General features: G+C 60.0%; 21 protein-coding genes. 10 read left to right on the top strand and 11 right to left on the bottom strand.

Annotation, left to right across the window (positions count from 1 at the left end):
* Positions 1–73 precede the first annotated feature (73 nt).
* Entirely contained in the window at positions 74–1,990 is a 1,917-nt protein-coding gene (gene thrS / locus T9A_RS02825; protein WP_035244941.1) for a threonine--tRNA ligase, read from the bottom strand.
* A gap of 204 nt (positions 1,991–2,194) precedes the next feature.
* Here thrS and T9A_RS02820 point away from each other — a divergent pair, with 204 nt between their 5' ends.
* Positions 2,195–3,766 (top strand): HD domain-containing phosphohydrolase, encoded by a 1,572-nt coding sequence (locus tag T9A_RS02820; protein ID WP_052042455.1) that lies wholly within the window; start codon positions 2,195–2,197, stop codon positions 3,764–3,766.
* A gap of 237 nt (positions 3,767–4,003) precedes the next feature.
* Complete coding sequence (locus T9A_RS02815) at positions 4,004–4,816, top strand: M23 family metallopeptidase (RefSeq protein WP_035244940.1); 813 nt, start codon at positions 4,004–4,006, stop codon at positions 4,814–4,816.
* Between the two features lie 153 nt (positions 4,817–4,969).
* Here the strand turns inward: T9A_RS02815 and T9A_RS02810 are convergent, their stop codons facing one another.
* Both T9A_RS02810 and T9A_RS02805 read right to left on the bottom strand, forming a co-directional pair.
* On the bottom strand, positions 4,970–6,148 hold the full coding sequence (locus T9A_RS02810) for a GGDEF domain-containing protein (protein ID WP_232221978.1): 1,179 nt from the start codon (positions 6,146–6,148) through the stop codon (positions 4,970–4,972).
* Between the two features lie 176 nt (positions 6,149–6,324).
* Positions 6,325–6,597: an Arc family DNA-binding protein gene (locus T9A_RS02805; protein WP_035244938.1), complete on the bottom strand. Its 273-nt coding sequence runs from the start codon at positions 6,595–6,597 to the stop codon at positions 6,325–6,327.
* A 522-nt stretch (positions 6,598–7,119) separates the two neighbouring features.
* Between T9A_RS02805 and T9A_RS02800 the strand changes: the two genes are divergently transcribed.
* Complete coding sequence (locus T9A_RS02800; protein WP_035245492.1) at positions 7,120–8,067, top strand: LysR family transcriptional regulator; 948 nt, start codon at positions 7,120–7,122, stop codon at positions 8,065–8,067.
* Between the two features lie 340 nt (positions 8,068–8,407).
* Here T9A_RS02800 and T9A_RS02795 read toward each other — a convergent pair whose 3' ends face one another.
* Positions 8,408–9,316: a 6-pyruvoyl trahydropterin synthase family protein gene (locus tag T9A_RS02795; RefSeq protein ID WP_035244937.1), complete on the bottom strand. Its 909-nt coding sequence runs from the start codon at positions 9,314–9,316 to the stop codon at positions 8,408–8,410.
* A gap of 351 nt (positions 9,317–9,667) precedes the next feature.
* On the opposite strand from T9A_RS02795, the gene T9A_RS02790 reads away from it, so the two are divergent.
* Both T9A_RS02790 and T9A_RS02785 read left to right on the top strand, forming a co-directional pair.
* Complete coding sequence (locus T9A_RS02790) at positions 9,668–10,006, top strand: histidine triad nucleotide-binding protein (protein WP_035244936.1); 339 nt, start codon at positions 9,668–9,670, stop codon at positions 10,004–10,006.
* 48 nt (positions 10,007–10,054) lie between these two features.
* The gene (locus T9A_RS02785; RefSeq protein WP_035244935.1) at positions 10,055–10,639 is read left to right on the top strand and encodes an acyl carrier protein phosphodiesterase; all 585 of its coding nucleotides are present in this window, start codon (positions 10,055–10,057) and stop codon (positions 10,637–10,639) included.
* Positions 10,640–10,772: 133 nt separating this feature from the next.
* Here T9A_RS02785 and T9A_RS02780 read toward each other — a convergent pair whose 3' ends face one another.
* A complete protein-coding gene (locus T9A_RS02780) occupies positions 10,773–11,606 on the bottom strand; it encodes an SDR family oxidoreductase (protein ID WP_035244934.1) in 834 nt (277 codons plus the stop codon).
* A 61-nt stretch (positions 11,607–11,667) separates the two neighbouring features.
* Positions 11,668–12,558, bottom strand: a complete 891-nt coding sequence (locus T9A_RS02775) for an alpha/beta fold hydrolase (RefSeq protein ID WP_084573377.1) — start codon at positions 12,556–12,558, stop codon at positions 11,668–11,670.
* A 3-nt stretch (positions 12,559–12,561) separates the two neighbouring features.
* Here T9A_RS02775 and T9A_RS02770 point away from each other — a divergent pair, with 3 nt between their 5' ends.
* Positions 12,562–13,020 (top strand): 3D domain-containing protein, encoded by a 459-nt coding sequence (locus T9A_RS02770; RefSeq protein WP_035244933.1) that lies wholly within the window; start codon positions 12,562–12,564, stop codon positions 13,018–13,020.
* 204 nt (positions 13,021–13,224) lie between these two features.
* Here T9A_RS02770 and T9A_RS02765 read toward each other — a convergent pair whose 3' ends face one another.
* Genes T9A_RS02765 through T9A_RS02755 form a run of 3 tightly spaced genes read right to left on the bottom strand, consistent with a single transcriptional unit; the run spans position 13,225 to position 16,353 of the window.
* Complete coding sequence (locus tag T9A_RS02765) at positions 13,225–13,983, bottom strand: SDR family oxidoreductase (protein ID WP_035244932.1); 759 nt, start codon at positions 13,981–13,983, stop codon at positions 13,225–13,227.
* The gene (locus T9A_RS02760; RefSeq protein ID WP_052042454.1) at positions 13,980–14,912 is read right to left on the bottom strand and encodes an alpha/beta hydrolase; all 933 of its coding nucleotides are present in this window, start codon (positions 14,910–14,912) and stop codon (positions 13,980–13,982) included. Before T9A_RS02760 ends, T9A_RS02765 begins: the two co-directional genes overlap by 4 nt.
* Positions 14,896–16,353: a flavin-containing monooxygenase gene (locus T9A_RS02755; protein WP_035245489.1), complete on the bottom strand. Its 1,458-nt coding sequence runs from the start codon at positions 16,351–16,353 to the stop codon at positions 14,896–14,898. The genes T9A_RS02760 and T9A_RS02755 overlap by 17 nt, the downstream gene beginning before the upstream one ends.
* A 102-nt stretch (positions 16,354–16,455) precedes the next feature.
* Between T9A_RS02755 and T9A_RS02750 the strand changes: the two genes are divergently transcribed.
* Complete coding sequence (locus T9A_RS02750; protein WP_035244931.1) at positions 16,456–17,463, top strand: AraC family transcriptional regulator; 1,008 nt, start codon at positions 16,456–16,458, stop codon at positions 17,461–17,463.
* A gap of 172 nt (positions 17,464–17,635) precedes the next feature.
* Here T9A_RS02750 and T9A_RS02745 read toward each other — a convergent pair whose 3' ends face one another.
* Together T9A_RS02745 and T9A_RS02740 are read right to left on the bottom strand one after the other, a co-directional pair.
* On the bottom strand, positions 17,636–18,097 hold the full coding sequence (locus tag T9A_RS02745; protein WP_035244930.1) for an LEA/WHy family protein: 462 nt from the start codon (positions 18,095–18,097) through the stop codon (positions 17,636–17,638).
* A gap of 278 nt (positions 18,098–18,375) precedes the next feature.
* Positions 18,376–19,131 (bottom strand): SDR family NAD(P)-dependent oxidoreductase, encoded by a 756-nt coding sequence (locus T9A_RS02740; protein ID WP_035244929.1) that lies wholly within the window; start codon positions 19,129–19,131, stop codon positions 18,376–18,378.
* A gap of 125 nt (positions 19,132–19,256) precedes the next feature.
* On the opposite strand from T9A_RS02740, the gene T9A_RS02735 reads away from it, so the two are divergent.
* From T9A_RS02735 to T9A_RS02725, 3 genes are all read left to right on the top strand, one after another.
* On the top strand, positions 19,257–19,754 hold the full coding sequence (locus T9A_RS02735; protein WP_035244928.1) for a hypothetical protein: 498 nt from the start codon (positions 19,257–19,259) through the stop codon (positions 19,752–19,754).
* Between the two features lie 7 nt (positions 19,755–19,761).
* Positions 19,762–21,627 carry a tetratricopeptide repeat protein gene (locus T9A_RS02730; protein WP_035244927.1) on the top strand — a complete coding sequence of 622 codons (1,866 nt, stop codon included), beginning with the start codon at positions 19,762–19,764 and terminating at the stop codon, positions 21,625–21,627.
* Between the two features lie 118 nt (positions 21,628–21,745).
* Positions 21,746–22,357 carry a LysE family translocator gene (locus T9A_RS02725; RefSeq protein ID WP_035245488.1) on the top strand — a complete coding sequence of 204 codons (612 nt, stop codon included), beginning with the start codon at positions 21,746–21,748 and terminating at the stop codon, positions 22,355–22,357.
* Positions 22,358–22,373 lie beyond the last annotated feature (16 nt).

The raw sequence follows: 22,373 nt of genomic DNA, 5'->3' as shown, positions 1-22,373 counted from the left end.
AGCTTTGCTTGCAAAGCGAAGGGGTAACCCTCTATTCGCCTTGCGAGCAAGGCTCCAACGGTGTTTCGTGGCTTCAGATCGGCAGGCGGGTGGCGTTGGCCAGGGCGGTGACGGCGGCGTCCAGGCTTACCGTGTCGGTGGCCTGGGAACCCAGGCGGCGCAGGGCGACCTGTTGCTCTTCCGCTTCCTTTTCACCAATGACCCAGATCTGCGGCACCTTGGCGCGGGAATGCTCGCGCACCTTGAAGCCGATCTTTTCGTTACGCAGGTCCAGCTCCGCCGGGATGCCGGCCGCTTCCAGTCTTTCCTTCACGCTGCGGGCGTAGTCATCCGCCGCATTGGTGATGGTGCAAACGGCCACCGGCACCGGTGCCAGCCACAGGGGCAGGTGGCCGGCGGTGGATTCGATCAGGATGCCCAGGAAGCGCTCCAGAGAACCCAGCACCGCACGGTGCAGCATCACCGGACGCTGGCGAGAGCCGTCTTCGGCCACGTATTCCGCATCCAGGCGCTCGGGCAGCACGAAGTCCACCTGCAGGGTGCCGCACTGCCAGTCACGGCCAATGGCGTCGCGCAGGACAAATTCCAGTTTCGGTCCGTAGAAGGCCCCTTCACCCGGGTTCAATTCGCATTCCAGCCCCAGGGATTCCACCGCTTCGCGCAAAGCGCCTTCGGCCTTGTCCCAGGTCTCGTCGGCACCGGCGCGTTTTTCCGGGCGGTCAGAGAACTTGATGCGGAAGCTTTCGAAGCCGAAGTCCTTGTAGACCTCACGCAGCATGGTGATGAAAGCGGCGGTTTCTTCGTTGATCTGCCCTTCGGTACAGAAGATGTGGGCATCATCCTGACTGAAGGAGCGGGCGCGCATCAGGCCGTGCAGGGCGCCGTGGGCTTCGTTACGGAACAGGGTGGTGAACTCGCCCAGGCGAATGGGCAGGTCCCGGTAGCTCTTGATGCCCTGATTGAAGATCTGCACGTGGCCCGGGCAGTTCATGGGCTTGACCGCCATTTCCCGGTGATCGTGGGTGCAGACGGTGAACATGTCGTCGCCGTACTTGTCCCAGTGACCGGACTTTTCCCAGAGGATGCGGTCCATCATCTGCGGGGTGGCCACTTCCTGGTAGCCGCCTTTTTCCATCTTGCCGCGGATGTAGTTTTCCAGGTTCTTGCGCATGCGCCAGCCTTTCGGGTGCCAGAACATGCTGCCCACCGCTTCCTGCTGGATATGGAACAGGCCCATTTCCTTGGCCAGTTTGCGGTGGTCGCGCTTTTCCGCTTCCTCAAGCTGTTTGAGGTAGGCGTTGAGTTCTTTCTTGTCGCGCCAGGCGGTGCCGTAGATACGCTGAAGCTGAGCCTTGCTGGCATCGCCGCGCCAGTAGGCGCCGGCCACCTTCATCAACTTGAAGCCGTCGCCCAGCTTGCTGGTGCTGGGCAGGTGGGGGCCACGGCACAGGTCGATGAAATCGCCCTGGCGGTAGAGGCTCACTTCCTGGTCGGCGGGCAGGTCACGGATGATCTCCGCCTTGAATTCCTCGCCTTCTTTGAGGAAGAAGCTGACGGCTTCGTCCCGATCCCAGATTTCACGCCGTATAGACTCGTTGCGACGTACGATTTCCATCATGCGTTTTTCGATGGATTTGAGGTCTTCCGGGGTGAAAGAATCCTCCCGATAGAAGTCGTAGTAAAAGCCGTTTTCGATGGTCGGGCCAATGGTGACCTGGGTTCCCGGAAACAGCTCCTGCACGGCTTCTGCCATCACATGGGCAGCATCGTGGCGGATCAGATCGAGGCCGTCATCAGTGTCGCGGGTGATGATTTCCACCGTGGCGCCATCGTCGATGGGCAGGTAAACATCGATCAACTTGCCGTCCACTTTGGCGGCAAGTGCCTGTTTGGCGAGTTTTTTGCTGATACGCTCGGCGATGTCCAGGGCGGACGCCGGCTGATCAAACGCCATGGTTGCCCCGTCGGGCAGTTGATAGCTGACACTCATGAGAGGTAGGAATCCAGATTGGCTCGGAACCGGCAGATGGTAGGCAATCCAGACCAGAGCTTCAACCGGAACCGGCGGTATATGCGCCGGTCGGAGGGAAATAGACGTATGGCGGCCTGTTTTGCCTGAAATCCTGGCTCAGCCTATGCTTGCTGGGTAAATACACGATTTTGTTACGGATGATCATTGGGAGCTGGATTGCTCATGAATTCCTCTTTGCCCGATACCACACCGGTGACGGATGAAAACCTGATGCCGCGGTTGCTGCGGGTGGCGCAGCATCTCAGCGAGCAGCGGGACGTACCGCGCCTGCTGCAGGTGTTGCTGGATGAGGCCCTGTATCTGTGTGAGGCCGATACCGGCTGGGTGTGGCTGTATGCGGATGGTAAGCCCGAACCGGGGCTGAGCTGCCTGTGCCGCCGTTCCGGTGATGCTTTCCTGCACGAGGAGGCCAGCCTGTTCTGCCCCATGGCGCGCAAACGAGGGTTGCCCGAGCAGTGTTACGAAGACGGTAAGCCGCTGGCGGTGGACCTGTCGGAGAACGGCCTCAGCGAGGAGGATCGGCACTTACTGGATGCGCTGGCCCCGGATGCCGGCGGGTTGCGGCTGTGGCCCCTGCGGAACCACGAAGGGGTGGTCATCGGTGTGCTGCAGCTGGCCTATAACCGCGCGCTACCGGCCCGTTTGCACCGGCTGGGCAAGCACAGCGACCTGATCTTCCAGTCCCTGCTCACCTATGCGGGCATTGCCCTCAGCAACCTGAGCCAGGTGCAGGAACTCAAGGAACTGCTGGATGCCTTTATCAAGGTGCTGGCCCAGGCCATTGATGCGAAGAGCCCGCACACCAGTGCCCACTGTCAGCGGGTGCCGGTGATCACCGAGATGCTGGCCCAGGCGGCCTGTGAGGATGATTCGGACTTTGCGGATTTTTCCCTGGATGAGGATGGCTGGTACGAGTTGCACGTGGCGGCCTGGCTGCACGATTGCGGCAAGCTGGCTACCCCGGACTCGGTACTGGACAAGTCCACCAAACTGCACACCCTCCATGATCGCATCGATGAGGTGGCCAGCCGCTTTGCCGCCCTGCGTGCAGAGATCCAGTTTCGTTACGAAAAGGCCTGTCTGCTTGATCCCGCTGACGAGCCTGCCAGCCGGGAACGCATGGAAGCGGAAATCGGCCAGCTGAAGGAAGAGCTGGCGTTTCTGGAGCGGATCAACCGGGGCGGTGAGGCCATGGCTGAGGTGGATCAGCAACGGGTGCGTGATATCGCCGCGCGGCGCTGGACCGATGCCTGGGGTCAGAAAAAGCCCCTGCTCACCGACGACGAGGTCTACAACCTGTGCATTCCTCGCGGCACCCTGACTCCAGAAGAACGGCAAATCATCAACGGCCACATGGATGTGACCCTGGACATGCTTGGCTCGTTGCCGTTCCCGCCCAAGCTGCGCCAGGTGCCGGAATATGCTGGCGGCCATCATGAAAAAATGGATGGCACCGGCTTTCCGCTGGGGCTGACCCGCGACCAGATGTCGATTCCGGCGCGGATCATGGCCATCGCTGATGTGTTCGAGGCCCTTACCGCCAAGGAGCGCCCCTACAAGACGCCACTGAAACTCAGCGAAGCCCTTGGCATCTTGCAACGCATGCGCGACAACGATCACCTAGACCCGGATCTTTATCGTCTGTTCATCCGCTCCCGGGTGTGGCGCCAGTACGCCGAGAAACATCTGGATCCGGTGCAGCTGGATGTGGAGGATGGCAGCGCTTTTCTCTGAGCTACGAGCCGCGCTCGCTGGATACTGGTAGGTTGGAAAGTTCCCGGGCCCGGTGTTTCTACGAAGCCGCTGTAGGAGCTATGCTTGCATGGCGAACCGCGCTTGCGCGGAAATCGACCGCAGGGCGATCAGGGATTTCAGCACTCGACAGATCCTTCCAATGAATCCCCAGACAGGTTCTCCGTATATATTCAGTGCCGGTTTCCTCTGATCCCTGTAACCGTTTCGAGGTATTCGATGTTGCGAATTGTTGTAGGTTTGCTCGTGCTGCTGGCGGATAATGTGATGGCCAGCGACTGGCTATTGTCCCTGGAAGGGGAGCGTACCCAGGGGGCCTTGCTGCGTGGCCAGGTGGCGCCGGGGGTGGCCGTCAAACTGGATGACAGGGTGGTGCGAGTTACCGGTGACGGTTTTTTTGCTGTCGGGTTTGGCCGTGATGCGGCGCTGCAGCAGAGCCTGGTGCTGGAAAAGCAGGGCGAAACCCAACAGGTACCCGTGACCCTCAGCAAGCGGGACTATGACATCCAGCGGATTGAAGGGGTGCCCAAGCGTACCGTGGAGCCGCCGCCGGAAGCGGTGCTCAAGCGGATTCGTCGCGAGGTGGCCGAGATTAAAACGGCGCGGGATACCGACTCTGCCCTGCTGGCCTTCCTCAGTGATTTTCAGTGGCCGCTTACCGGGCGCATCAGTGGTGTTTATGGCAGCCAGCGGGTCTATAACGGGAAACCCGGCCGTCCGCACTTCGGCGTGGATGTGGCCCGGCCTACCGGCACGGTTGTTGTAGCGCCGGCAGATGCGGTGGTGAGACTGGTGCAGGGGGATAACTATTATTCCGGTGGCACCCTGATCATGGATCACGGCTATGGCGTGTCCTCCACCATGATTCACCTCAGCGAGGTACTGGTGGAAAAAGGGCAGACCGTGAAGCAGGGCGAGCCGGTGGCCAAAGTCGGCGCCTCCGGCCGCGCTACCGGTCCGCACCTGGATTGGCGATTGAACTGGTTTGAGGTGAAGCTGGATCCGGTGACGGTGGTGCCGCCGATGAATTGATAATTGAGAATGGATAATTGATAACGCCGCGGACAAGACCGGTTCGTTTTTAAACGCAAGAGGCCGCGCCCGGAATATGGGCGCGGCCTCTTGCGTTTAAAATTGCAGTAACACCGATCGCGCAGTTATCAATTATCCATTCTCAATTATCAACTAACTCAACATCTCCACCAACCCCTGACTGTTCATCAGCGCCACCCGATTACGCCCGGCACCCTTGGCCTGATAGAGGGCTTCGTCGGCCTGTTTGAGCAATTCGGCACTGTTGCTGGCGCCGTGGTCGGAGCAGGAGACTCCGACGCTGATGGTGACCACCTGGCTGACCCGGGAGCCGCTGTGGGGCAGACCCAGTTGCTCTACCCGGTTACGCATCCGTTCGGCAAACACCAGGGCATCGTTGAAGCTGGAGTCAGTGAGAACGATGACAAATTCCTCGCCGCCATAGCGCGCCACAAAATCGGTGTCCGCCTGCACCATGGAAAGGGGGACGTTGGATATTTTCTTGAGGCATTCATCCCCGGCCGGGTGGCCGTAGGTATCGTTGTACTGTTTGAAAAAATCGATATCGAACAGCAGCAGGCTGATACGTTCCGGTGCATCCGGGTTTCCCTGCTTGTGCAGATGGAACAGGTGATTGAGCCGGGACTCCATGCCGCGCCGGTTGATGCAGCCGGTGAGGCCATCCACGGTGGCCTGGTTTTCCAGCACCAGGTTGGCGGAGTGCAGCTCGTTGCGGTGTTGGTAAAGCACGTGCTCGGAAAGGAAGTGCTGGCGCAACAACCGCTCATACACGTACTGGCCAAACAGGCTCATGCTGGCAAAGGCCAGAGTCACCATGGTCAGGGTGGTGGCCTCGAAGGGGGTTCGTTCCGGGTTGGCGATCAGCGTGGCGACCATGGCGCCGATCATCACCGTGGAGCTGAGCAGTGCGGAATAGAACGGCACACGAACCAGAATGCAGATCATGATGATCGACATCGGGGTGTGCAGGAAAAAGGTATAGGAGAGCGGGTGTTCAACATGCACGCCCAGATAATTGCCGGTCAGGGCGATGGCGAAGGCCAGTGCCAGCGTGGCCGGGTGAAGCCACTCCCGCCACTGGAGTGTGCGGGCGAGGATAACGCAGCCGCCGGCCAGCATCAGGGTGAACAGCCGGGGACGCCAGGAATTGGTGATCACATCCGTGCCGATCCAGGATTCGATCAGCATGGCGGTGGCGATCAGAATGGAGACCAGTCCCAGCGCCCAGGGTGCCACCTTCGACACGCTGGCCAGAAAATACAGGCGAAAATCTTTTTCCAGCGGCTTGGGCAGACGCAGATGCCACGGCAAGCTGATGTCATTGCCAGTGGGAAGTGGATTTTGGTTCTGGGGAGCTGTCACGGCCGGTAAGGCTCCTTTCTGTCCGTGAGTCGATGGCGGCCATGTTTCATCATAGAGTATGCCCGTTATTGAAAAAAATCACAGGCCGCCAACGGCATATTGTATGGACAGAAGGTCGTTAGTGCTCAGTCCAGCAGGGCCAGAAGTGCCTGTTGTTTCCCCGCTGGCAGGCGCCGGAAGCGTTCCAGCAGGTACGCTTCCTCGTTGCCGTCAGGAATTGCTGTTTCGCCATGGGGCAAAGTAGCTGGCCAATTGCTGAGACTGTGCTGCAAGCGGGCAATGATCTCCGCATTCATGCTGCGATGGCTCAGGCCGGCGGCTTGCGCCACTTCGCCACGCATGCCATTGGGAAATCGAACCACGAACTTCTCGGCTCGCGTGGTTGCGCTGCTTGTCATAGTAACCTCTGACCTGAATCCGTGACTTCACCGCGGCGCCTGACGTAAGCCTTTGCCGCCACAGAACATTTTCTTCAGTCGACCGTATCCCCTGATATGGTGCTTCTTCAGAAAAGGCCCTGTGACAACTAACTCTTGCGCCATGCATCCACGCTGAAGTCACAGATTCAGGTCTGAATCACACCCGCGAACAATATTCAGCACTCTGATGGCAGAGTGCCGGCTTAGACAACACGACAGGGTGTAGTGTTAACAATGCTTCAGACCTTACGCATTTTTTTGCCTTTAGGCGATACTGGCAGCTTGCCATTAAGCCTCAAACAGCGACCCGGTTAACACTGAAAACGGTAAAAATTGCTTTTACATTGAATAACGCTCCATGCGACATGCGCCACGGATGCTGCTGGATGGGATGTCGAATGTTGCGTGATGCATAAAACATGTGCTGTTCTCATGTGACAGTCTCGCTGCCGGGCGCTAGAATCCATTTCAATGATGCTTCCTTGAGTGATGATTCACACCATGAATATTGGCGCGGCTGACCTGAACCTGCTCAAGTACCTGGACGTGCTGTTGCGCGAGCAGAATGTGACCCGGGCGGCGGAGCAACTGGGCATCACCCAGCCTGCCATGAGCAATTCACTCAAGCGACTGCGCGAACTGTTTGGCGATCCGCTGCTGATTCGCACCAGTGACGGCATGACCGCAACCGAGCGTGCTCAGGAATTACGCCCGCTGGTTCGCCAGATTCTGTCTCAGGCGGAGCAGTTGTTTACCCCGGAAGATGTATTCAAGCCCTCGGATAGTCGTAGGGTGTTTCGCATCATGACCAGCGACTATGCGGAAGCCACCCTGGTGCCTCATATCGTGCGCCGCCTGCGTGCCGAAGCCCCCAACGTGGTGCTGGATTTTCTGACGCCGTCGGATGTCAGTTACCAGGACATGGAGCAGGGCCGGGTGGACATGGCGGTGAACCGCTTCAACGAGATTCCCGGCTCCTTTCATCAGGTGAGCCTGTGGAAGGACTCCTTTTCCTGTCTGTTAAATCGGGATAACCCCATTGCCAGCGATTTCAACCTGGACAGCTACCTGTCGGCACAGCATATCTGGGTATCGAAAACCGGTTTCGGGGTGGGCTTCGGCATGAATCCGGAAAAACTCGGCGGGCTGGGCTGGATTGATCATGCCCTGGAGCAGTTGGGCAAGAGCCGCAAGATCAGTATCTTTACCCGTCACTACCAGATGCCCGCGTTGCTCGCCATGAACAACGACCTGGTCGCCACCCTGCCCAGCCGCGTGGCGCGCATGCAGGCACAGAACGAACGTTTGCTGATCAAGGAGCCGCCCTTCGACATTCCCCAGTTCGAACTGAAAATGGCCTGGTCGTCGTTACTACACCACAACGTGGCCCATCGCTGGTTGAGAAGACTGATTCAGGAAGAGGCGGAAAGCATTCTGGCGGAGGAGTAGCTACGAGCTACGCTGGTTGGATAGGGAAAGGGTGGAAAGTCCCTCAGACCTCGGCATTTCTACGAAACCGCTTGTAGGAGCTATGCTTGCACGGCGAACCGCGCTTGCGCGGAAATCGCCCGCAGGGCGATCAGGAATCTCAGAGCTCGACAGGTTTCAGAAAGAACCGCGGACAGATAACCCTCTGTTGCCTCGCTACGCTCGGTTCGCACCTGCAAGAGGTGCTCCTACATTTAATAGCGCCGCCAGTGCCGCTCCTACAGCCTTTGGGTCGCGGGTACGGCCCTGTTAATGGGGTGCAGTCCTTCCCGCGTTACAGCTCTTAGGTAGCCGCTACTTCTCAAATCACCGTCGCGCCGCTGAGCCAGCCGCTGTGGGTCTTGCCGGGCATGTTTTCGCCGGCTTCGGCGATGGCGCCCTTGCCGATGCCTTCAAAGGCACGCACGCGGAAGTGCTTGCCGGGGGCTTCGGTGGCCAGTTGCTCGGCGATGTGCCCGGCCAGTTGCTCCACGGTGGTGTCTGTGTCGACCAGGTAGCAATGATCTTCCGGGATCACCAGTTCGAAGTGCCCCTGGGGGGCATCGTAGCGGAAGCGGTGGTGGGGGATTTCCTCGATGTAGTAGGTCCCTTCCAGGTCTTCTTCGGTACCCAGGTAGATATCTTCCCAGCGGTCCGCCCAGAGCTTTTCCCAGTAGCGGCTGCGCCGGCCATTCTCGAAGATATGGATGCCGGAGCGGTGGCCGTGGGCAATGCGCTGGCAATTGCCGTCGTGTTTCTTCAGACCATGGGAATAATGATAGAAAGGCGCGGTCCCAGTATCTTCCTCGCGCAGCACGATGCGCACCTCGGCCACATTGTCCGGCACCACCTGTTGTACCAGGTCCATCAGGAACAGGGTCAGATTGGCCTTGGAGACTTCCGGGCCGCTCATCAGCAGCAGGCTTTCGCTGGGCGCTACCATGCGGATGGTGCCGCCCCGGTAGAGCCATTCCAGGCTGGTGTTGTTGTCCCGCTCGCTCACCGTGGCGTGCTCGCTGTCCACCGGCACCAGCAGCCTGTGGTCCACATTGTCATCGATGATCTGCTTGATGCGCTTCTTGATATGGCCGAAGTCGAACACCATGCCCTGATGATCCAGGTCGCCGGTCAATTCCAGATCGACCAGCCATGACTCGCCGACCATGCCGCGCTTGGGGTGCAGGTAGGAGAAATCGGCGACGGTTAAATTTTCGACAAAAAGAGTGGCCATGCGGTTCCGGTGGAATAAGGTTGGGTTTCGACAGACTTTCACCTGAATCCATGACTTCATCGCGGCGCCTGACGCAAGCCTTTGCTGCCACAGTAGGTTTTCTTCGGTCGATCGTATTCCCTGATACGACACTTCCTCAGAAAACCTCCTGTGACAACAAATTCTCGCGCCATGCATCCACGCTGAAGTCATGGATTCAGGTGCTATAATGCCATTATTCTGGGCTGCCGCTAAGGTGTGCGCCACACACACCGAACATTTTACGCGCAGTTACCGTGCGAGCTGTGAACCGGGGCACACCCTTCGGCCCTGAAAACTGCTCGCCCTTGCCTATCCGGAGCGATTCGAACCATGGCTGAAACCCTTTTTTCCAAAATCATCGACCGCGAGATTCCCGCCGATATCATCTTCGAAGACGACCAGTGCCTGGCCTTCCGGGATATCAGCCCCCAGGCGCCCACCCACTTCCTGGTGATCCCCAAGAAGCCCATTCCCAAGTTGTCTGATGCCGAAGAGGCGGATCAGGCCCTGCTTGGGCACCTGCTGCTGGTGGCAAGCCGTGTTGCCGAACAGGAAGGGCTGGAAGATTTCCGCCTTAACGTGAACAACGGCGCCGGCGCCAGCCAGACCGTTTTCCACCTGCATGTACACGTTCTGGGTGGCCGCTCGTTTAGCTGGCCGCCGGGCTGAAGGTGGTCAAGGCCTGGCGCTGATTGTGCGCCGCCTCCAGGAGCGACCATGAATTATCTGGCACACCTCTCCCTGGCTCGGCCGTCTGTGCCATCCAAGGTCGGCAATGTGCTGGGGGATTTCATGCATGGGGTGGAACGATCCCGGCTCAGTGAGCCGGTGCGACGGGGCCTGGACAATCACCGTCTGGTGGACCGTTTCACCGATAACCACCCCTGGGTGCAGGCTCAGCGGCGCAGCTTCTCGTCAACACGGCGCCGCTTTGCCGGTGTGGCCCTGGACGTGCTGTTTGACCATTTTCTGTGGCAGCACTGGTCGGCGTTTTATGACCATGACCGCGAGGCGGCCATTACCCGCCACTACCAGCATCTACAGTCCGGCCTGGGGCTGATGCATGCGCCCATGCGGGCAAGAGTGGAACGGCTGATTGAGCACGACCTGCTCAATCAGTACCGTGAGCTGGAGCGGGTGGGGCAGGCGCTGGATGTGATCGCCGGGCGTATTCGTTTTGCCAATGATTTTGCCGGCATCGTCGAGGAAATCGAGCCCCGCTATCAGGAGCTGGAGCGGGGGTTTCTGGATTTCTATCCCGAGCTTCAGGGCGTGGTAAAAGCCGCACGGGTGGAGGAATAGCATTCTTTGTAGGAGCTATGCCTGCATGGCGAAAAAGGTTTCAGGTTGCCTTGCAAGCAGAGGGCCCTTTTCGCCATGCAAGCATAGCTCCTACGGGAAAAGCGTTGTCGCTGTTACCACTGTGGTGGGTTTTTCACAGCGTGGGCAGATCCAGCTCCGCCATGGTGTCGTAATACAGCTCTTCCGCCAGCTTTGCATTGCGTGCCCGGGGTGAGCGCAGGGCCGGTTTGTGGTTGGCGAAGTATTCACCGGTTACCCCGTCGTACTGCGGATCCAGGGCCAGGCTGACGGGCAGGGTGGCGGCTTTTTCCGGGGTGGTGAGGGTCGGGCGGATCAGGGCCATGGCGGCCTTGGGGACATGGCGGAATATCGGTGTGTCCACGCCTCCCGGGTGCAGGGCGTTGCTGGTGATGCCGAGCTCCTGCAGGTGCTCGGCGAGCACATTGCTGAACAGGATGTTGCCCAGTTTCGATTGGCCGTAGGCATCCATTACCAGGTAGGGCTTGCGCCCACGCCAGGTTTTCTTGTTGATGCGCCCGAGCCAGTGGGCTACGGACGCCACGTGCAGAATGCGCGGCTGGTTGCCTTTCTTCAGCAACGGCAACATCAGGTGGGTGAACAGCACCGGGGCCAGGTAATTGACGCCGAACTGCATTTCGTAGCCGTCGCGGGTGAATTCCTGCTGGGTCGGCACCACGCCGGCGTTGTTGATCAGCACGTCCAGTTCACCGAGTTCGCGGTAGATCAGAGCCGCGTTGTCGCGCACATTTTCCAGATCGGAAAGGTCCAGCGGAAACAGTCGCACTTTGGCGTCCGGATGGCGGTTCTTGATGCGAGCGATGGCGGCCTGGCCCTTGGTCTGGTCGCGACAGGCCAGGGACACTTCCGCGCCGTGGCCGGCCAGTTGTTCGGCGGTACAGTAGCCGATGCCGGAATTGCCGCCGGTAATCAGAACACGCTTGCTCATGGTTTGCTCCGCTAGGGTTTGCGCCAGCTTAACAGCATGGCTGTGTCCTGTGAGGCCAATCTCAGGGGGAAGTGCGGGCGACCCAGTCGAGAATATGGTCGGCGACGTTTTGCCACTGTGGCCCCTGCAGCAGCAGGTGCGGGCCCTGGGGGTAGAAGCGGTACTCGCCTCGGTCGGCAAGGTGGTCGTGCAGATGGTTGATGCCGGCTGCCGGCACGGAGTTATCCTTGCCGCCATAGAGCAGCAGCGAGGGCACCTGTAATGATGGCGCCTGGTCGCTGGCACTGTCGGCCAGCTGGATCAGCCCCCAGTAGGCATCCATGCGGACTTCGCGGATCACCCGAGGGTCGTTTGCCAGACGTTGGGCGCTGTCAGCCGCCAGGTTGGGGTCATCGGGGTCGCGGTTTACCGTCAGCTGGTATCCGGGAGCCAGAAAGGCGGCGCTGGCGATGGCGGCATTCCAGCCGTAGCGCAGGCGGATGCCCTCGCGCACAGCAGGCCCGGCGAGCACTATTCCGGCCACTTTGTCAGGCACCTCCAGCGCTGCCAGCATCGCCACGGCGCCTCCCAGACTTTCACCCACCAGGAACACCGGGCGCTGATAGCGTTCATAGAGTTGCTCGATCTGATAGACCGCTTCTGACACCAGCTGGTCTTCCCCGGCCCACTGCCCTTGCTGGGCGCGTTCGCCGAACCCGGCCTGGTCATAACTGACCAGCAGGTGTCCGTTGTCGGCAAAGTAGGGGCCCAGCGCGTCGAAGGCAGCGCCGTAATCGCCAAAGCTGTGCAGGCCAAGGATCACCGCATCGGGATTGTCGGCGGGTTGCCAGTGGCGCAGGGTGTCGGTGAGGGCTGCGGGCGCAGCCGTGTCCTCCGCCCTCTTGTCGGAAACCAGGTTGCAGGCCGACAGCAGACCGTGAAGCATAATAAGAGTGACCAGACGGAGAATCATGCCATGAGCCTAGCAGTCAGCCCGCAACGGCGAGTGAATGCCGCCGATTTTACCCTGGTGCTGGTGGCACTGACCTGGCTGGTGGCGCGGTGCGAAGCGGATCAGCGCAAGCCTGCCGAGCCCGCACCGAACACGGTGACCATGATGGTCACTGCCACGGCCTACAATTCCCTGCACGGCCAGGGGGCGGGAGCGGACCATGCCCTGGCTGCCTGGGGGGATCGCCTCAAACCAGGAATGAAGTCCATTGCGGTGTCGCGGGATCTGATTCCCATGGGGCTGGGTCATAACGCGCAGCTGCAGATCGAAGGCCTGCCCGGTACCTGGGTGGTGAAGGACAAGATGCACTGGCGCTGGAAAAAGAAGATCGATATCTACATGGGCGAGGATGTGCAGGCGGCCCGGGAATGGGGGCGGAGGAAGGTGAAGATTACTTTTCAGGCTCCTCAGGCCGGGGAGTAGCTTGCTATCACCTCCGTCGTAGGAGCGGCGCTCGAGCCGCGAACCCTCGCTTGCGAGGGAATCGGCCATGGGCGATCAGGGATTGCAGGGCTCGGCAGGTTTCTCCGAGTAGAGCACCGATAACCCGGAAGGGGGCCGCCACGCCCCATTCGCGGCTCATACCCGCGGGGCACAGAGAGCGCCGCTCCTACAGAGGTGGGAGGGTCAGTCCCGACTCAGAAAGCTCATGAACAACCGTGTCGAGGCGCTGGGCAGGGCTTTGTCGAGGAGCTTGATCAGTTTGAAGGTGAGGCCCACCGGGTTGTGTACCGGGACTTTTTCATTGGCGGCCTGCCAGACCTTTTTGGCCACATCGTCGGCGCTCAGGTTGACGCCCATGCGGTCCACCACCGGTGCCCGGAAGCTGGCCTTTTCCACCATGGGGGTCTTCACGAACGGCGGCATGATATCGACCACGCGGATGCCCTGCCGACCCCATTCGATATTCAGCGATTCGGTGAGCGAACGCACCGCGAACTTGCTGGCGGAATAGGAGGCTAGATGCGGCACCCCGTACAGGGCCGAGGCGGAACTCATGTTGATCACCGCGGCGGCCTTGCTATCTTGCAGGAAGGGGTGGGCAGCCAGGCTCATGTTGATCAGGCCGGTCACGTTGATGTCGATGATCTGCTTGTGTTGTTCCGCGCTGATGGACTCAAAGGGTCCCATGCGCAGAATACCGGCACAGTTGAACAGCACGTCGATACCGCCGTCTTCAGCAAAGTCTCTGCAGGCATGCTGACAGGCAATGCTGTCGGTCACGTCCAGGGGCCGATACCAGCTGTTGTCCAGTTCCTTCGCCAGCCGCACCAGGGCGGTGTCGTTGACGTCGGTCAGGCCCACTCGCCAGCCTTTCTCGTGGAAGTGTTTGGCGGTGGTCAGGCCGATGCCACTGGCGGCGCCGGTGATCAGGATGCGTTTCATGCTGCGGGGTTCCAGTGTTGGTGGATAAAGCGGGCGCAGGTCATCAGCGCCTGATCCGCATCGGCCAGTACACCGGCGTGGAGCTGGAAATCATGCCAGCGTTGCGGGTGTACCTGCAGACGGGCCGGGGTGCCGGCGTCGTTCAGGGCGGCGCACAGGCGGTGGCTGTCGTTGAGCAGGATCTCGTCGCTACCGGACTGGATCAATACCGGAGGCAGGCCCGTCAGGTCGCCATTGAGCGGGGAGCAGGCCGGGCGAGTCGGATCATCACCGCCATAGGCGCCAGCGGCACTGGCCAGCCAGGCGTGGCTGAGCATGATGTCCCGGTCAGTGTCGAACAGGTCGTTGAGGCTCAGGTCCACCCAGGGAGAAATCAGGATGGTGCTGCTGGGCAAGGCGATCTTTTCCGCTTTCAGGGCTTGCAGGGCGGCCAGGGCAAGACCGCCGCCAGCGGAATCGCCGGCGATGGTCAGGGTAGCCGGGTCCACGCCCTCTGCCAGCAGGGCTTGATACACAGCCACGGCATCCTCGATGGCGGCGGGGCAGGCATGCTCCGGAGCCAGCCGGTAGTCCGGTACGACCACGCGGGCATTGGCGAATTTTGCCAGGTGCGAGGTAACCGAGCGGTGGCTTTCCGGGCTGCCAGCCACATAACCACCACCGTGCAGATAAAGCACGGTGCCTTGGGCATTCAGCGGCGCATAGTGCCGGCAGGGTACGTCCCCCAGGGGAGCCTCATGGCAGGGTACATCCCGGGCGACCAGCGTGGTTTTGGCCATGATGTCCAGCCAGCGCCGCTGTGTCTTGACGCTGAAGCGGGGGTTGGCCACCGGTTTGAACAGCATTGCCAGGGACTGGCGCAGGGCGCCGGCCAGCAATTGCTGGGTGCCGGACTGGGCCCGGCTGATTCGTTCAACGAAGGAGCTCATAGTCATTCAAATCCAGGGTCCGTGTCTGGCGGCGGTAGTCGAAGGTGAAGCCGGGCCAGTTGTTGGTGTTCTTGCCGCTTTCGGTTTTGTACCAGCTATGACAACCCTTGTCCCAGACGGTATTGCTGATTTTGTCCTGCACCTTCTTGTTGAAGTCTTCCTGAACCCGGTCGCGGACTTCCAGTGCCTTGATGCCCTGTTCGTCCATCTCCGCTACACATTGCAGGATGTAGTGAATCTGGCTTTCCAGCATGTAGATGATGGAGTTGTGGCCTAGATTGGTGTTGGGGCCATAGAGCATGAACAGGTTGGGAAAGCCGCGCACGGTGATACCCAGGTAGGCTTCGGCGCCATCTTTCCACACCGCGTTCAGGTCTGCCCCGTCACGGCCGGTAATGGTCATGGGGGTGAGAAAGTCGGTGGCTTTGAAGCCGGTGCCGTAGATGATCACATCGGCGTCGTGATGTGTGCCGGTGCTGTCGGTGAGGCCGCGCTGGTCCACCGAACTGATGCCGTGGTTGATCACCTCCACATGGTCCTGTGCCAGGGCCGGGTAGTAATCGTTGGACATCAGAATGCGCTTGCAGCCCATGGGGTAATCCGGGGTCAGTTTCTCGCGCAGGGCGGGATCCTTGATCTGCTGCTTCAGGTGCCGACTGAACAGCCACTCGTACACCTTCATGGCCTTCTGGAAAGTGGTAAAGCCCAGGGCCCGTGATTCGTTGGTGGCATAAATGCGTAGCCGGTCCAGGGTCTGGGTAATGGGTGCCTTGCTCAGTACCTGGTGTTCCAGTTTGCTGTAGGCGCGATCCGGTTTGGCAATCACATGGGCAGCGGAGCGCTGGAACAGTTTTACTTTGCCGGCCACCTTGGCCACTTCCGGCACGAACTGGATGGCGCTGGCGCCAGTGCCCACCACGGCCACGGTTTTGCCGGTCAGGTCCACGTCGTGGTCCCAGCGGGCGCTGTGGAAATGCGCACCAGCGAAATCCTCGATACCGGACAGCGGCGGGTAGGCGGGCTGGTTGAGCTGGCCGGTGGCGGTGATCAGTACCCGGGTAGTGAGGGTGTCACCGTTGGTCAGGGTCAATTCCCAGATGCCGTCTTCATCCTGGTAGCGGGCGTCGGCGACTTCCGTGTTGAAGCGGATATGCCGGTACAGGTCGTACTTGCGCGCACAGTATTGCTGGTAGGAAAAGATTTCCTGTTGCGGCGCGAAGCGGCGGCTCCACGGGTAATGGCGCTCGAAGGAAAACGAATACAGATGGGAAGGCACATCGCAGGCGGCGCCAGGGTAGGTGTTGTCGCGCCAGCAGCCACCCACGTCGTGGCCTTTCTCGATCATCAAAATATTCTCTTCGCCCTGGGCTTTCAGGCGAATGGCCATGCCGAGTCCGCCGAAGCCGGCACCGATAATCACCACGTTGTGGGTCACTTGCATGGTAAACATCCCAATAGTCTTTTATTGATGGTTACTCTAACGGGACGGATACGTCTTGTTTATGGCATTCTGGGACAGAAAATTGTGGGAAGCGGACATTTCATGGATGTACGTCGTGCCATCACCAGTGTGCGCCTGCAAATGGCCTACGCCGCCGAACAGGGGCTGGACGCGCAGGCCTGTCTGGCAGGCAGCGATATTGACCCGGCAATGCTGCATCGGCCGGAGGCGACCATTGAGCGGGCCCAGGAGCGCCGGGTGGTGGAGAACCTTTGTGCGCAGCTGGATGATCCGGTCAGACATGGCCTGGCCATGGGGCAGCGTTATCACCTGAGCAGTTACGGGGTGTGGGGCTTTGCCCTGCTCAGTAGCCCTACCTTTCGGCAGGCGGTGGAGCTGGGGGTGCGCTATCTGGATCTGACCTTTGCCTTCCTGGATATCCGCCTTGAGGAGGAGCAGGGGGAGGCGGTGTTGATCCTGGATGACAGCGGGTTACCGGAAACCATTCGCCCCTACCTGCTGGCACGGGATGCCAGCGCGGTGATGATGGTCCAGGAAGAATTGTTCGCCAGCCGTATTCCGCTGTCCTCCCTGGCCCTGCGATTGCCTGAGCAGGATCCTGCGCCGTTTACCGCTATTTTCGGGTTGCCGCCCTGTTTCGATCAGTCTCACAGTCAGGCCCGGTTTGTCGCTGGTCTTCTGGATATGCCCTTGCCTCAGGCCAACCCGGTTACCGCCCGGCTCTGCGAGGAGCAATGCCAGCAACTGCTGGTGCAGCGCTATCGACAGGGTGGGGTGGCGTTACGGGTGCGCCGCCGCCTGCTTAGCCAGCCGGGCCGCTTTCCGGATATGGAAGCCATGGCATCAGAGTTGGGTGTGACCAGTCGCACACTGCGTCGGCAGCTGCGCACTGAGGGCACCGGTTACCGGGAGTTGCTCGATGAAGTGCGACGGATGCTGGCGGAGCAGTGGTTGATTCTGGGCGGGCTGGGCATGGAAGAGATCAGCGATCGACTGGGTTTCTCCGAACTCTCCAACTTCAATCATGCTTTCCGCCGCTGGACCGGGCAGACTCCGGCCCGGTTTCGACGCGAGCGTCAGGGGAAGTGATTTTTTACCACAGAGGGCACAGAGGACACTGAGGGAAAAATCGGTTTGGGTTGGGAACTATCAAGCAAACGAGAAGCTGTCTGGTTAACCACTAAGGGCACAGGTAACACCACTGTTCTATCTCGGTGTGCTCTGTGCCCTCTGTGGTAAAAAAATGCTTTTCAAAGAAGGGTCAAGGCATCGCCGGCAGTTTCATTTCGCCTTCCTTGTCGAAGGACAGGGGCAAGGGTACCCCGGCGACTCTGGCTTTGCCGACCAGGCGATACTGCAGCGGCTTGTCCTGTTGCTGCTGGATTTTCTGCAACTGTTTGAGGCTGCTCAGCAGGCTGGTGGTAATCGTGGTGGTCACTTGGGCATCGCCCATGGCGGGCAGGGTGACGCTGTCGCCGGTGAGGCCGCGGGCAAACTTTTCGCCGTTGATAAAGATCTCATAGTCCAGGCTCTTCAGCGTCAGTTCCCGGTCATTGGGATTGCGGGCACGCAAAGTGAGCCCCCATTCCTGTTCAAACAGGCTGATACTGTTGAGGGCAATGCCGGATACGCTGACTTCCGGCGCCTCCAGCGACCCCAGTCGTTGACAGCCCGCCAGCACGATGGTGGCCGTGATCAGCCATAGCGAAAGTACTTTTTTCATTCCCGAACTCCTTGGCATTGGCTCTGTTAGAGGCAAGCATAGCGGGAAAGTTGCATCAATGAAGGGCAGATGATTCGTCGCGGGGGTGAAGCGGGATAGGTGCATGCCGAACGGCCCGATCTCCCGCCACGCCACCGCGCCCCTGATGGGGCGCGCATGGCGCGGCATCCTGACCGGGCCGCCGGCATGAGTGCTGATACACATTGTGTATCAGCCCGTTGATAGTGGCGCGAGCAGGCAGGGTATGGCAAGCGACAAGTGTGGAAAATTTGTATCTGCTACCAGGGTAGCGGATCGCCCCGCCAGTTAATAAAACTGCCGCTCTGTTCCGGTGTTGCCTGGTCCAGCTGAACTGTCAATTGCTCTGCCACCCAGTCTGCAGAAAACAGCTTTTCTTCCGGGACCCGGGACTGGAAGGGAGCGGATAGTGGGGTGTCAGTGGTGCCAGGATGCAATGCCAGCAGGGTGAGCTGAGGAGCCCGGCGTCGAGCCTCCACGGCAAAGGTGCGCATCAGTTGGTTCAGCGCTGCCTTGCTGCTGCGATAGCTGTACCAGCCGCCGAGATGGTTGTCGGTAATACTGCCGACCCGGGCAGAGATGGCGGCGAAGGTTGCCGGCTGGCGGCGTAGCTGTGGCAGCAGGCTGCGGGCCAGCAGCATCGGGGCCCAGGCGTTCAGTCGGAAACTGTATTCCAGGCTCTCTAGCGACAGATCTTCCAGTCGCTTTTCCGGTGACAGATTCCGGCGGGTATCGTGTAGCACCCCGGCACAATGAATCACTCGCGACAGATGCTCTGTGTGTGTTTTGACTTCCTCGGCGAGCCCTGCAGGCCCCTGTGGGTCGGTCAGATCCGCCGCCACCAGCGTCAACGTGTCATGCCGGGCGGTCAGTGCCGCCAGCGGCGAGCTGTCAGGGTCGCGGCTGCTGGCGATAACCTGATCTCCTCGCGCCAGATGAAGGCGAGTGAGTGCCAGACCGATGCCAGAGCTGGCACCGGTAATCAGTACTGGATAGGGAAGCGATGGGGGTGTCATGGACGAAGAATCGCCGTTGATCGGACAAGTTAACGTGAAGAACCGATCAGGTGTGACGATCGCAACAGTCAAAGTCGCATGGCTATGGTAGATTGCCAAAAAACCATCGGGATTGGGGGAGCGCAATGCGCCAAGTAGTAGTGTTGCTATTGATGCTGGTTGCCAGCCAGATTCAGGGGGCCGAGCTGGATCAGGAGCTGGCGGACTTCAAGCGCGACGTACTGGAAGTCAATAAGCGTCTGCTATTGCTGGAGGAGGAACTGCTGTTTCCTGCCGATACCCAGGTGGGCATCTATGTGTCCCTGGATGTGGGCCATTACTTCCAGCCGGACAGCATTACTCTGGAGCTGGATGGCGAAGTCCTGGCCAGCCATCTGTACACCGAGCGGGAAATCCGGGCCCTGAAAAATGGTGCGGTGCAGCGACTGGCGCTGGCCAACGTGAAAAACGGCGAGCACGAAATCACCGCCTTTGTGACCGGCATGGGGCCAGAGGACAGGGAAATTCGACGGGGTGTCACCGGGCAGTTTGAAAAGCGCCATGGCCGCCATTTCGTTCAGCTGCATATTGAGGATGACAAGGCCAAACAGCAGCCTCGTCTCCTGTTCCGTGACTGGCGCTGAGGCGAACATGCTGAAGTGGTCTGGCGTGGTGTTGTTGCTGATCAGCTCACTGGCCTGGGGGCGGCTGGACAAACCGCATCAGGTGCAGGAGTTGGCCTATGGGGAGGTGGCATATCTCTATCTGCAGGGGGATTACTTCGCTGCCCTGACGCGGGCACAGATGGCCCTTGAGCGCGGCGAGGTGGATGTGCACCGGGCAGATCTGGAAGTGCTGCTGGGCGCCATGTACAGCGCCTACGGTATGCCGGAGGATGCCGAGCGGGTGTTCAGTGCGTTGCTGGACCAGCAGGTCAGTGGCGAGGTGGCCCAGCGGGCCTGGATTCATCTGGCCGGGCTTTACTACCGACAACAGAAATACGCTCGCGCTTTGGAAACTCTTGAGCAGCAGGCCGGTACGCAGCCTGAGGACCTGCAAGAGGTTTACCACAGCCTGCGGGCGCGGGTGCTGATGCGTCTGGGCCGCTATGAAGAGGCGGCGGAATCCCTGGATGCCTTTGCCGCTAATCACCCGCTCAATGCCTACCTGCGCTATAACCTGGCGATCAGCTGGATCAACGGCAAGCACCCTGGTCTGGGCCAGGAATGGTTGTGGGAACTAGCCAACCTGCCGCCCGGTGCGCAGGAGGTAAACGCGATCAAGGACAAGGCCATGCTGGCGCTGGCGATTTACATGCTGCGCAGCGATCAGGAGGACCGTGCTTTGCAGCTGCTGCGCGATGCCCGCCTGGAAGGGCCGTTCGCTGATGTCTCCCTGCTGCTCTACGCCCGTGCCCTGTTGATCGAGAATCAGCCGGCCAGGGCGTTGCCGGTGCTGCAGAAACTGGACCGTAAATCGATCCAGCGTTCCACCGTGCAGGAAGCGCAGCTGGCGATCCCCTATCTGTACGAACAGATGGGCGATCAGCGTTCTGCTCGTCAGGCTTTCCAGACTGCGCTGGAACGCTTCGACGGGCTGGAAGAGTACCTGCTGGAAGTGGAGGCGCGGATTGCCAATGGTGACTGGTTTACGGAAATGGTCGGTGAGCCACGCTGGTCCACCGCCATGGACCCGGTGCCGCCGTTTTTACCAAAGCGGGTGAAGAGTTTTCCGACTTTCTACGAATGGTTTGCCACCAGGGAGTTCCAGCATGGCTGGCACAACTACCATGAGCTGATGCGCCAACGGAATCTGCTGACTCAATGGCAGAATACCTTGCCCTCCATGCAGACCATGCTCGACGCCCATGAGCGCAAGCATCAGGAAGTCAGGCCCCAGGCTCAGGCCCTGCTGCGGGAATTGTCACAGCAAGATTTTCAGGGTCGCCTTACCCGCCTGCAGGGTGATTACCGGACTGCTGTATCTGATCAGGAGCCGCTGCCTTTTGCCACTGACGATGAGCAGCGTCTTTGGCAGGCTCAGCAGGAGGCCGAACGCAAAACCCGGAGTTGGGGCAAGCGTAAACGGCCGGATATGACCGCCAAGCTGGATTTCTACAAGGGGGTTCTTTTGTGGGAAATGCAGCAGGATATCGTGCCTCGCCAGTGGCAGCGCCAGCAGGAACTGAACGACATCAGCGCCATGCTCGACCAGACCCGTGAATTGCGTAGCCGGGTCATGGTGGCGAGTAACCGGGTCCAGCGGCTGGATTTTTTCCGCCAGGAACTGCCCGCTCTGGAGCAGGAGCTGGCCAGCTTGCAAAAGCGCGGTGAGCGGCTGATGCGGCGTCAGCAATATTCCCTGCAGGCGTCCGCGTTTGAGCAGGTCACAGTGACCCGCAAGCGGTTGAAGCGTTTCAGTGCGGCAGCCCATGAAGGACTGGCCGATCTGTACAACAAGGCGTTGCGGACCCGGCGTGAGCCGCCGGCTGGTGGTTCCGAGGCGCCCATAGAGTAAGAGGGAATCGGCCTCTTCGCCTTGCCAGCAAGGCGCCAACGGTGTTGTTTGTGTCGAGACCAACGATTTAGTGGGGGTCTTGTTCGCAAGGCAACGGGTTTTATCGCAGGGCATGGCCATGGATGGATACGGGTTACTGTTACTGATGCCGGTGATGATGGTGCTGGCGGCACTGCCCAGCACCAGTGTGGCCCTGGTAGTGGTGCGTTCTGCCCGGCTGGGATTGTCGCAGGGCCTGTGGGTGGCCGCGGGTATTGTGGTGGCGGATCTGTTGTTCGCTGCGCTTGCCCTGTGGGGAATGAGCGAGCTGGCCCAGCAACTGGGTGGTTTGTTTGCCCTGGTCCGTATTGCCGCCGGGCTCTGGCTGGTGTGGTTCGGCATCAACCTGATCCGGCATCGTGGGGCTGCATTGCAAGTCGAACCGTTTGCCGGTGGTAGCAGGACCGTCAGTTTTCTCGCCGGCCTGGCGGTGACCCTGGGCGACATCAAGGCCATCGTTTTCTATGCCAGCCTGTTTCCCCTGTTTGTGGATATGCACTCGCCGGATGCGATGGATCTTGTCGCGGTGCTGCTGATTACGGTTTTCAGTGTGGGCGGGATTAAGGCTGTGTACGCATTACTGGCCCAACGGATTACCCGCCATCGCAATCCCGGTTTGCAACAACCTCTGAGCATCGTCGCTGGCGGCACCATGATCGGCGCCGGCACCTGGCTGGTCACCCGCCCGTAGACCCGTAGGATGGATT

It is taken from the genome of Alcanivorax jadensis T9, from assembly GCF_000756655.1.
Lineage (GTDB): Bacteria > Pseudomonadota > Gammaproteobacteria > Pseudomonadales > Alcanivoracaceae > Alcanivorax > Alcanivorax jadensis.
Note: the sequence above shows the minus strand (reverse complement) of the source record. Positions and strands in the feature narration are given on the sequence as shown.